The 10,154-nt window shown below is 46.7% G+C and carries 9 protein-coding genes; 7 read left to right on the plus strand and 2 right to left on the minus strand.

The genetic code is table 11. From position 1 onward, the window contains the following. Positions 1-53: 53 nt before the first annotated feature. The gene (locus ACLHR0_RS31295) at positions 54-518 is read right to left on the minus strand and encodes a response regulator (protein ID WP_429041990.1); all 465 of its coding nucleotides are present in this window, start codon (positions 516-518) and stop codon (positions 54-56) included. 388 nt (positions 519-906) lie between these two features. Between ACLHR0_RS31295 and ACLHR0_RS31300 the strand changes: the two genes are divergently transcribed. The 4 genes from ACLHR0_RS31300 to ACLHR0_RS31315 all read left to right on the plus strand — a co-directional run bounded on the left by ACLHR0_RS31300 (position 907) and on the right by ACLHR0_RS31315 (position 3,786). Next, positions 907-1,485: a LemA family protein gene (locus ACLHR0_RS31300; RefSeq protein ID WP_429041989.1), complete on the plus strand. Its 579-nt coding sequence runs from the start codon at positions 907-909 to the stop codon at positions 1,483-1,485. An 86-nt stretch (positions 1,486-1,571) separates the two neighbouring features. Beyond that, positions 1,572-2,030, plus strand: a complete 459-nt coding sequence (locus ACLHR0_RS31305) for a TPM domain-containing protein (RefSeq protein WP_429041986.1) — start codon at positions 1,572-1,574, stop codon at positions 2,028-2,030. A gap of 37 nt (positions 2,031-2,067) precedes the next feature. Continuing rightward, positions 2,068-2,847: a TPM domain-containing protein gene (locus tag ACLHR0_RS31310; RefSeq protein ID WP_429041983.1), complete on the plus strand. Its 780-nt coding sequence runs from the start codon at positions 2,068-2,070 to the stop codon at positions 2,845-2,847. Between the two features lie 18 nt (positions 2,848-2,865). Next, positions 2,866-3,786 carry a hypothetical protein gene (locus ACLHR0_RS31315; RefSeq protein WP_436491662.1) on the plus strand — a complete coding sequence of 307 codons (921 nt, stop codon included), beginning with the start codon at positions 2,866-2,868 and terminating at the stop codon, positions 3,784-3,786. Between the two features lie 227 nt (positions 3,787-4,013). Here ACLHR0_RS31315 and ACLHR0_RS31320 read toward each other — a convergent pair whose 3' ends face one another. Next, the gene (locus tag ACLHR0_RS31320) at positions 4,014-6,560 is read right to left on the minus strand and encodes a M1 family aminopeptidase (RefSeq protein ID WP_436491663.1); all 2,547 of its coding nucleotides are present in this window, start codon (positions 6,558-6,560) and stop codon (positions 4,014-4,016) included. Between the two features lie 135 nt (positions 6,561-6,695). Between ACLHR0_RS31320 and ACLHR0_RS31325 the strand changes: the two genes are divergently transcribed. The 3 genes from ACLHR0_RS31325 (at position 6,696) to truA (ending at position 9,617) form a co-directional block, all read left to right on the plus strand. Next, positions 6,696-7,193, plus strand: a complete 498-nt coding sequence (locus tag ACLHR0_RS31325) for a biotin/lipoyl-containing protein (protein WP_436491664.1) — start codon at positions 6,696-6,698, stop codon at positions 7,191-7,193. A gap of 36 nt (positions 7,194-7,229) precedes the next feature. Beyond that, positions 7,230-8,744 (plus strand): DUF4476 domain-containing protein, encoded by a 1,515-nt coding sequence (locus tag ACLHR0_RS31330; RefSeq protein ID WP_436491665.1) that lies wholly within the window; start codon positions 7,230-7,232, stop codon positions 8,742-8,744. Between the two features lie 108 nt (positions 8,745-8,852). Continuing rightward, positions 8,853-9,617, plus strand: a complete 765-nt coding sequence (gene truA / locus ACLHR0_RS31335) for a tRNA pseudouridine(38-40) synthase TruA (protein ID WP_436491666.1) — start codon at positions 8,853-8,855, stop codon at positions 9,615-9,617. Positions 9,618-10,154: the final 537 nt, after the last annotated feature.

Raw genomic sequence — 10,154 nt, forward strand, 5'->3', positions numbered from 1 at the left:
CCTGTCCCCATTTTCCAGGAACGCCTCGTTATCTTCACTGCCTCTAATAATGATCAGGAAATTAGTTTCTGTCTTACCAGGAACTCCAGTTTCTGGTTTACATCGAGCAATTTGGCGGTTAACTCTTTATTCTCTTTGCGGAGGGCGTACACTTCATATGCCTTTTCGATATTGTGTTTCAACTCCTCTTCATTCCAGGGTTTGGAGAAATATTTATAAACCTGTCCTTTGTTAATGGCATCTACTACCGCGTTGATATCGGCATAGCCGGTCAGCAGCATGCGTATAGGCTCGGGGTACTTTTCCAGTATTGATTCAAAAAACTCTATCCCGGTTGTCTTTGGCATCCGCTGGTCCGAGATAATGATGTGAAATTCCTGTTCTGCCAGCAGCTTTTCCGCGTCCTCCGCAGAACTGGCTGTAACCACGTTGTACAGCCTTCTGAATGAAGCTTTGAAAGCATTCAGATTGTGTATTTCATCATCAATATAGAGAATATGGATGTGTTGTGCACTCATTTAAGCAGACTTAGTTCCAAGTTATTGATAATAAATGAGTTAGAAACAATGAAACTTTCGATATCGATTTTGTATCCATTCTGCCCCATTCACCTTAAATCTTACGGTAAAACGTTCAATGTTTTACGCTCAACAAAGGTACATATAAACATACTGTTTTATGATGAATATTTCAAGGATGAATGAACTTTTTTAAAAAATAGCCGTTTCCTTATCCAATAGCGATTTAGTGGGGGAGTTTCCATATTTTCGTGTAGTTATGAAAAGCGCGCGTTAACCGCTTTTTTTATAGCGTTCACCGGTGAAAAAACTACTTACACCGGCAAGCGTAAAATCGGGAATACCTTTTGCACATTTGCCGGCACTTAAAACTTAAATTTAAATTCAGATGAAAACAGGAATTATTGTTATTGTAGTACTCGCGTTGTTGGTCATGTTAGGTTGTGGTAAATACAACGGCCTCGTTACTAAAGACGAAAATGTGAAAAATAAATGGGGAGTGGTACAAAGTAGCTATCAACGCCGTGCTGATCTGATCCCTAACCTGGTGGCCACCGTGAAAGGCGCCGCTAATTTCGAAACTGAAACCCTCGAAAAAGTGATCCAGGCACGCGCCAGCGCTACCCAGATCAAAGTAGACGTGAATGATCTCAGCCCTGAGAAAATTCAACAATACCAGGCTGCACAAGGACAGTTAAGCCAGGCACTGGGCCGCTTACTCGCCGTATCTGAAGCCTACCCCGACCTGAAAGCAAATGCTAATTTCCAGAACCTCCAGGCTCAACTTGAAGGAACGGAAAACAGGATTAACGTAGCCCGAAATGACTTCAACGAAGCGGTAAATGCTTACAACAGCTCCGTTCGTACTTTCCCAAACAACATTATAGCCGGTATCACTGGCTTTAAACAAAAAGGTTATTTCGAAGCAGCCGCAGGTGCCCAAAATGCTCCCGAGGTTAAATTCTAAAACAACCCTTACAAGATAAGCTGTCTCCGGGATGCTGGTGTAATACCGGCATCCCCCGGAACAGCAATCCAAAAATTATATTCAGCATGCGCATTTTCCCTTTTAAACGAAAAGAGATTTTTTCAGAAACGGAGAAAGAAAGACTCGTGCAGGCTATCCGGGTAGCAGAACGGCTTACTTCCGGAGAAATCAGGTTGTTTGTAGAAAGCCATTGCAGCTATGTGGATCCTATGGACAGGGCGAAAGAAGCTTTCGTGTCACTCGATATGGGAAAAACAAAATTGCGCAACGGCGTTTTGGTATATGTGGCCATCAAAGACCGGCAGTTTGCTATCCTGGGCGACCAGGGCATACATGAAAAAGTAGGCGACGAATTCTGGGTGAAGGAAGCAGCATTGTTAATCGACCACTTTCAGCGCAATCGTATTATCGATGGCATCGAAGCATGTATAGCGGAAATAGGCGCCTCACTCCGTACCTTTTTCCCGCATGAAGCCGGTAATGATGCGAATGAACTGCCCGACGATATCGTCTTCGGCAAATAAAAGCCACTCTTTTTAAAACGATTTTAGCTTTGATACAATGAGGATACTACGCTGGTTTTTACCGGGATTATTAATGATGGCGGGTTTGCTGGCAAATGCCCAGAATATACCGCCCCGGCCTAATCCTCCCACTTTAGTCAATGACTTTGCAGGCGTGTTGCTGAAAACGGAAGATGATGCCCTCGAACAAAAAGTAGTGGCCTATTTCGACAGCACCTCCACGCAAATAGCAATTGTTACACTCAAGTCCATCGGTGACTACGATATCAGTCAGGTATCATTAAAAATATTGCGCGACTGGGGAATAGGTACCAAAGGCAAGAACAATGGTATACTTATTCTTGTTTCAGTGGAAGACAGGAAGATCAGGATTGAAACAGGCTATGGCATGGAAGGCGTAGTACCCGATGCTACCGCCAACCAGATCATTTCACAGATCATAAAGCCAGCTTTCCGTGAAGGACACTACTACCAGGGCCTCGACGGCGCTGTGGAAGCCATTCAGAAAGCAGCCGCCGGCGAGTACCGTGCAGACCCGCGGCAAAGCAAACCCGGCGTCAGCCCGGGAGCCGTTTTCCTGATCATCATGGTAATTGTGATTATTGTTTCCATCATCGGCCGTGGCGGTGGCGGAGGCAGAGGTGGCGGTACCACCTATAACAGACGGGGCGGATGGATATGGCCGGTAATCGGCGGTATGGGAGGCTTCGGCAGTGGCAGCAGCGGAGGCGGATGGTCCGGTGGTGGAGGAGGTGGCGGCTTCGGTGGCTTCGGAGGAGGTTCCGGTGGTGGCGGTGGCGCCAGTGGCAGCTGGTAAGAGCAGGAAAACTATTTTATGTCATATTTGCATGTGTTAAATGGAGATGCTACCCTTGCCCTGTTCCGGCAAAGCAAGGTACCGGGAGAGATAGTGGTGTGCCGGGAAATGATGTGCGAAGGCAAAGTAAAATATACAAAAGACCTCACAGAATTCTTTGAAAGCCGCGCCAAGCATCTCGAATTCCATTACGGAATCGATAAGCAAACCTATTATACCAATGTGGTACAGGAGCTGGAGAAATTAGCACTCTCCGGCTCCGCTGCAGATGAAATCGTATTGTGGTTTGAATATGATCTGTTTTGCCAGATCAATATGCTGTTCATCCTTTACTATCTCAGCAGCCGGCTTACTATCCTTCCCCCCATTACCCTGGTAGACCTGCACCATCACCCCACTGCGGATGAATTCCCGCAGATATTTGAACAACGGACACAGCTTCAAGCTGAAGACCTGCTTTGGGCCGCCGACGTATGGGACGCCTGGTGCCTTAGCACCCCACAAGCGCTGGAAACCATCAGTAAGCTGCCCGCCGGAAATCTTAAATACCTGCCCGAAGCTATCACTGCACATCTCAAACGCTTCCCCGATATCAATACCGGCCTGAACACCATTGAAAACTATTTCCTGCTCCGCCTCGTGCTCGGAAGCTACCGCTGGTACGACCTCTACATGCTTTTCTGGAACGAACTCGAAATATACGGCTTCACCAACTTCCAGCTCGATGTTCTCATCCACCGCATGGCCAATGCCGGCGTCATCGAAGAACACGACCAAATGCTGAAAATCACCAGCCTGGGAAAGGAAATACTGGAAGAAGAAGAAAACTACCTCGACTACATATCACTCGAACACCGCTGGCTCGGAGGCGTAAAACTCGCCAACACCCCCTGGCGCTGGGACCCACAACTCAACGCCCTCGTGGAGATTGAAGCGTAGATTGTCGCGGATTTTGTCTTTCCCGCTGATTACGCTGATTTTACTGATTTTACTTTTTTTGATTTTTTTTAGATTAAAAGATAGTGGGAGATAAAAGCGATGTTCTGCTTCTATCTCCCATTATCAATTATAAAAAACAAATCAATTAAAAATCAAAAAGTAAAATCAAAAAAGTAAAATCAGTAAAATCAGCGTAATCAGCGGGAAAGACAAAATCCGCGCACGCATTATTTAATACCCGCTTTGATCTCCTCCGACGCCTTACGCAGATAGTCCGCCTGTTTCAGCAGCTCGTCGCGGTTAGCGCCGGTTACGGCAGTGGCTTCCTGCGATTTGCTTTTGCTGATTTCCTGCATCCAGTTACTGATGTAGGTGCTTACCTGTGAGTTATTAAATTGGGCGGTCATGGCTTTTACCTGGTCCACACCTTTTGTTACAGCAGGGGTGTTGTTGATCTTGGATAAGAAGCCCAGGTAGTCGAAAGCTGCATTCAGCTTGTCCTGGCCGGAGGTTTCATCAAATTTTGTTGCCACAAAAGTAACATCGGAAGCGTTGCCTTTCCTGGCATATACACCTGCGATAGCATTTACCAGCTTGCCTTTGGTATCACTTTCCAGCTGTTTGGCGATGTTGTATGCTTTTTCCAGATCCAGGGTGGCTAAGCCTTCCAGGCCGGCGGCTTCTACAGCATAGGATTTGTCTTTTGTTGCTGCTTCAAACAAAGCGGCGTACTGCGGATCTTTTAGTTCACCCAGTTGCAGCAGTGCTGCTGCACGTACCAGGGAGCTGGGATCTTGTTTGGCAAGGTTCGCCAAAACAGGCAGGGCGGCTGTTTTCACAGCTGCATTGCTCAGGTTCAGCTTTCCGATGGCATACGTTCTTAAGCCGTGATATTTATCTTTCAACGCCAGCTGCAACAGTTTCACTGCTTCAGGATTGGTGGCCTGTGCATCTGCTGCTTCATCTATAGCAATATGGCGGTCCATATAATTAGGCGCGTGGGCATATTGATAAGCATAAGTGCTAAACGCCCGGTGGTCGTCTATCTTGGCTAAAACTACCTTATCTGCATCTACATTTACCAGGTCTGGTTTAGCCGTGTAAGAGAAGGTAAAGGAATCAACCCGGTGTTCCATGAAGATGTTATGCCTGTTTGCTTTGCCGCCTTCATAGATGTCAATGGCCATGGGGATGTGCCATACTTTATCTTCTTTCTGGATCTGCTGTAATATAACGGTCACCGTGTTGGCGGCATCATTATACTTATAGCTGATATCCAGCTGTGGGAAGCCTTTACCAAAATACCATTCGTTGAAGAACCAGTTCATATCCCTGCCGGTTACTTCTTCTACAGCTAAACGCAGCTGATGCGCTTCGGTAGCTTTAAAGGCGTTTGTTTTCAGGTAAACGTTCAGGGATTTGAAGAAGGCAGAATCTCCTATGGCATTGCGGAGCATGTGCAGGATACGGCCACCTTTCTGATAGGTGATCTGGTCAAACATATCTTCCTTGTCGTGATAATGGAAGCGTACCAGGTCTTTATCGCCGGCATACTGCACCATCGACATATACGACTGTGCCGCTTCCAGGCTGTGTTCATCGGCAGCGTCCTTACCATATTTATGTTCCAGCCACAGGTATTCGCTGTAGTCTGCGAAGGATTCATTCACAGTAAGATTGCTCCACGACTCTGCGGTGGCCAGGTCGCCAAACCAGTGGTGGAACAGTTCATGCGCAATTACGCCTTCATTGTAGTTGTTATTGTCCAGCAGCTCCCGGTCCGTTTTCTGTATAAACTCCCCGTGAAGAGTGGCGGTGGTGTTTTCCATAGCGCCGGAAACGTAGTCGCGGCCGGTGATCTGGGAGTATTTCACCCAGGGATAATCATATCCCAGTATTTTAGAGTAGAAGGTGAGCATTTCAGGCGTATTACCAAAAATGTTTCTGGCATATTTCTCAAAAGGCTTTTCCACATAATAGCTTACTTCTTTGCCGCGCCAGGTATCTTTTACAATGGCATATTCACCTACCGCCATCATAAACAGGTAAGGGGAGTGGGGGAGATCCATCTTCCAGGTATCTGTACGGGTACCGTCGGCATTATTTTTCTGGCTTACCAGCTTACCATTGGAAAGGGTAACATATTTCTTTTCAACGGTCATGCTGATTTCCTCGGTGCACTTCTGGTTGGTTTTATCGATAGTAGGAAACCAGGCAGAAGAGCTTTCTGTTTCGCCCTGCGTCCATATCTGGGTGGGCTTTTTAGGATCTTTGCCATCGGGATTGATAAAATAGAGTCCTTTGGCATCAGAAATAGCGGCGCTTCCCTTTACTTTGAGTTCATCGGGTTTTGCTGTATAGCTGATATAGATGATATATGATTCGGTGGCTTTGTAGCTTTTATCCAAAGCGATGTGCAGTTGGAGGTCGTCGTAGCTGTATTTCAGCGGACTGCTTTTACCTGCTTTAACTACGGCCACTTCTTTAATATCCATGCCTTTGGCGTCCAGGGTGAGGGAGTCGGTGGCATAAAAATGCGGTTTGAGGGTTATCCAGGCTTTGCCATAGAGGTACCGCTTGGCGTAGTCGAAACGTACGTCCAGCTTAGTGTGTACCAGATCGTTCACTTTAGTGGCGGATGCGCGGTAGATCTTTAGTGCGGGGTCTTCCTGGGCAGCTTTGTCAGATTGGGCCATCAGGGAAGTGCTCATCCCGAGTCCGGCTATTCCTCCGATCAGCATCCCCATCAGGGATTGCTTCAGATGTAGATTCATGTAAAAGACTGTTTTAAACAAATGTATCGGCTTGCGCCAATTAAAAAGAGTCAAATTTAAACAAATGGGCCAAATATGAGGTAAGTGGTTAAAAATGCTATTTTTGTTGAGCTTACAGGCCAATAAAACAGCATTATGATCAAAGCAATAGTGAATGGTAAATCTACATTTGCCGTTAATAACGATTCCAAACTTACCTGCGATAACCAGGAAGTGGACTGGTCGGCAGTAAAGCTGCCTACCGGCGATTACAGCGTTATAATGGACGGCCGCAGCTACCAGGCGCAGGTGTTGAGGATAGAGAAAGATACTAAAACCGTGGTATTACAGGTAAATCAGCAACAGTTTGAAGTGGTGATAGAAGAACCGATCGACCAGCTGCTGGCCTCCATGGGGATCAAGGATGCGATGACCAAAAAGGTGAATGACATCAAGGCACCGATGCCCGGACTGGTGCTGAAAGTGCTGGTAACCGCAGGTCAGGCCATCAAAAAGGGCGACCCGGTGCTGATCCTGGAAGCCATGAAAATGGAGAACGTGTTCAAGGCCGCCTCAGATGCTATCGTAAAGGAAATCAAGGTAAAAGAGCGCACCGCCGTGGAAAAAGGTGAGGTGCTGATCGTGCTGGAATAATATTTGCACAAGGACAGTTTTATACCAATATATAGTATGCATCTCAAATACAGGACAGTAATATTCGTATGGGCATGTCTGTTACTATGCGGCCGGCTGTGGGCGCAGGAACAACTCCACTACGTGTATATTCAGAGCGAGAAGGGACAGCCGTTTTATGTAAAACATAACGGCAAAGTGCTGAGTTCCACCGAAAGGGGCTACATCATTATCCCCCGGTTGGAAACAGGTACGGCGCCCATTACGGTGGGTTTTCCAAACAAAGAATCCAGGGAAGCACAGTTTAACCTTAGAATAACAAAAGGTGATCAGGGCTTTCTGCTGAAACAGTCCGGCGAAGCCGGTTATTCTTTATATAACCTTCAAACTTTCCGGGAACTGAAATCGGATGCCGGCGAAACGGCACTGGCAGCAGCGCCTCCCGCCGCAGATTCCATTGTGCCGGAGCTGGACACGGCCAAAAAGGAAATGATGACCAACCTGCAGAAAGACCTGGAAACTACTTTTGCCGATAAAGCAATTGTAACCGGTCCTGCTAAAACAGCTCCCGCTAAATCAGGCAATCCTTTTGCTTCTGCGCTGGATAAGGTAGTGGTAGGCGGCGACGACAGGAATGAGCCGGAGCCAGAGCCGGAAGTAAAAAAAGAGGCAGCTCCTGCGGAAGTGGCGCCGGTGGCTGCCGAAGCAGAGGTGAAGAAACCCCGGAAGAAGCGTAATAAAGGAGAAAGAGAGCCTTTAACAGAAGAGGAACAGGCGATTTTGAGCAATGTATTGGCAGAAGAAGGTAAAACCGCCGCCAGCGAAGCTGCTGTGGCAGCTGAATCCACCACCGCTCCTGCCGGAGAACCGGTGAAAAAGAGATCCAAGAAACATAAAGCAAAAGAAGGAGATCCTGACTTTATAGAATTCCAGGATGATGCGGCACCTGCAGCAGCAGCTGCTGCTACTACGGAAGCTGCTGCGCCGGTAGTGGTGGAAGTGCCGGTAACCGCTACAGAAGAAGCGCCGGTGCGCGCCAAAAAGAAGAAGAAAAAGATCTTTGATGATACAGAGCATCCGGCAAATATCATCACCGATTCCAGTGGCTATGGCATTGCTGTTACAGAAGAAGAACCGGTAAGAAGCAAAAAGAAGAAGAAACGTAATGAAGAAGAAGTGGCGACTGCAGATGCAGCAGGAGCACCGGTGGGAGCAGAAGTGGCGCCGGAAATGACGACCGCTGAAAAGAAGAAAGCCGATGCACGCCTGATCAACTCAGATTGCACCAATGTAATGGACGATGATACTTTCCGCAAGGTGTTACGCAAATTCGTAGCTGCCAGAACGGATAACAGTATGATCGAAGTATTTAAGAAACAAACCCGCAACTATTGCCTGCAAACAGTTCAGGTGAAAACCCTGGTACAGTTGCTCACGGCGGATGATACGCGCTATCGCCTGCTGGATACAGCCTATTCCAAAACAGTGGATACCGAGAAATATGGCTCCCTGGAAACCCTTTTAATAGATGACTATTACAGGGGCCGGTTCAAAGCCATGTTGCATAAATAATATAACCTTCATTATTACGGAGTTATAGGAAGATGGATCACAGGATCATCTGACTATAACTCCGTAATTCATTCCGGATAGTCCGTAATTCTTTATTTTCGCCCCCATATGAACAGGTACTTTATTGAAGTTGGATATAAAGGGGCGCAGTACAGCGGTTTCCAGGTACAGGAAAATGCACATACCGTGCAGGCGGAAATAGACCACGCGCTGAGTACATTATTCCGGGAAAAGATGGAGAGTACTGGCTCCAGCAGAACCGATGCCGGCGTAAACGCGCAACAGAACTTCCTGCATTTTGATACGGAATTGCCCCTGCATCCGCAGTTCCTGTATAAGATCAACGCCATTTTGCCCGATGATATCGTGCTGCGGGCCATCTACCAGGTACCGCCGGATGCCAACAGCCGGTTTGCCGCATTGGCCCGCTCCTATGAATATACCTTATATACCCGCAAAGATCCTTTCCTGAAAGACCGGGGCTACTTTTTTCCTTATAAGATGGATATCGCTGCATTGCAGGAGGCAGCAGAAGTGATTAAGGGTTATAGCGACTTTACCACTTTCTCGAAGCGCAATACACAGGTGAAGACTTATATCTGCAATATTACCGAGTCGTACTGGACGGTAGATGGAGAACGTATAGTCTATAACGTTACAGCCAACCGTTTCCTGCGTGGTATGGTACGCGGCCTGGTGGGAACGATGCTGAGAGTGGGGCGCGGTAAGCTTTCTATGGAACAGTTTAAGGAAGCGATAGAGAGCCTCGATTGTACAAATGCTGACTTTGCAGTTCCTCCGCAGGGTTTGTTTTTAATGAAAGTAAGATATCCTGATGGGTTGCTGCAGCCAATAAGCTTTGATCGTCAATAATTCTTTGTCTCTGTAATCCTTTGCAGCAGAGGGTTACAGAGAAAGATAAAAAATAGTCGGGCTAAAAAGTTGGAAGTGTAAAAATTCCGCCTACCTTTGCGCTCCGCTTTGATAGAAAGCGCGCATACAAAAGCTCTTTCCGACACTATATTTCTACACTTATTTCATCATGGCGGTACAGCCGTAATACCTGGTATCAGTGCTTCTGCGATCAGCCACCATGAAAAAATAAAATTTGAAAAAATCTTTAAAAAGATTTGGTAGAAAACAAAAGTTGATTACCTTTGCAACCCCAACAACAACGGGGCAACAAACGGAAAGCGAAAGTTGCAGAAAAAATTGAAAAAGATGTATGGCAAAAGAGCCACGGAGATCGGATCTCAGACATCAGCAATGATCATATAAGATGGTCAAAAGTTCTTTGAAAGATTGGAAACAACAGCACGAATCTAAGTAGTGATGCTTAGGTTCAAACAGGTAATGTACAGCTAAACATAATTAATAAAGATCCGATTGATTTCGAGAGAAATTAGTCAG

Source organism: Chitinophaga sp. ARDCPP14 (assembly GCF_051362515.1).
Taxonomy (GTDB): domain Bacteria; phylum Bacteroidota; class Bacteroidia; order Chitinophagales; family Chitinophagaceae; genus Chitinophaga.

Coding starts and splice junctions, on each gene's coding strand:
- truA (WP_436491666.1), top strand. CDS start 8,853: ATGAACAGGTACTTTATTGAAGTTGGATATAAAGGGGCGCAGTACAGC.
- ACLHR0_RS31295 (WP_429041990.1), bottom strand. CDS start 518: ATGAGTGCACAACACATCCATATTCTCTATATTGATGATGAAATACAC.
- ACLHR0_RS31305 (WP_429041986.1), top strand. CDS start 1,572: ATGCGCATTTTCCCTTTTAAACGAAAAGAGATTTTTTCAGAAACGGAG.
- ACLHR0_RS31310 (WP_429041983.1), top strand. CDS start 2,068: ATGAGGATACTACGCTGGTTTTTACCGGGATTATTAATGATGGCGGGT.
- ACLHR0_RS31320 (WP_436491663.1), bottom strand. CDS start 6,560: ATGAATCTACATCTGAAGCAATCCCTGATGGGGATGCTGATCGGAGGA.
- ACLHR0_RS31330 (WP_436491665.1), top strand. CDS start 7,230: ATGCATCTCAAATACAGGACAGTAATATTCGTATGGGCATGTCTGTTA.
- ACLHR0_RS31325 (WP_436491664.1), top strand. CDS start 6,696: ATGATCAAAGCAATAGTGAATGGTAAATCTACATTTGCCGTTAATAAC.
- ACLHR0_RS31315 (WP_436491662.1), top strand. CDS start 2,866: ATGTCATATTTGCATGTGTTAAATGGAGATGCTACCCTTGCCCTGTTC.
- ACLHR0_RS31300 (WP_429041989.1), top strand. CDS start 907: ATGAAAACAGGAATTATTGTTATTGTAGTACTCGCGTTGTTGGTCATG.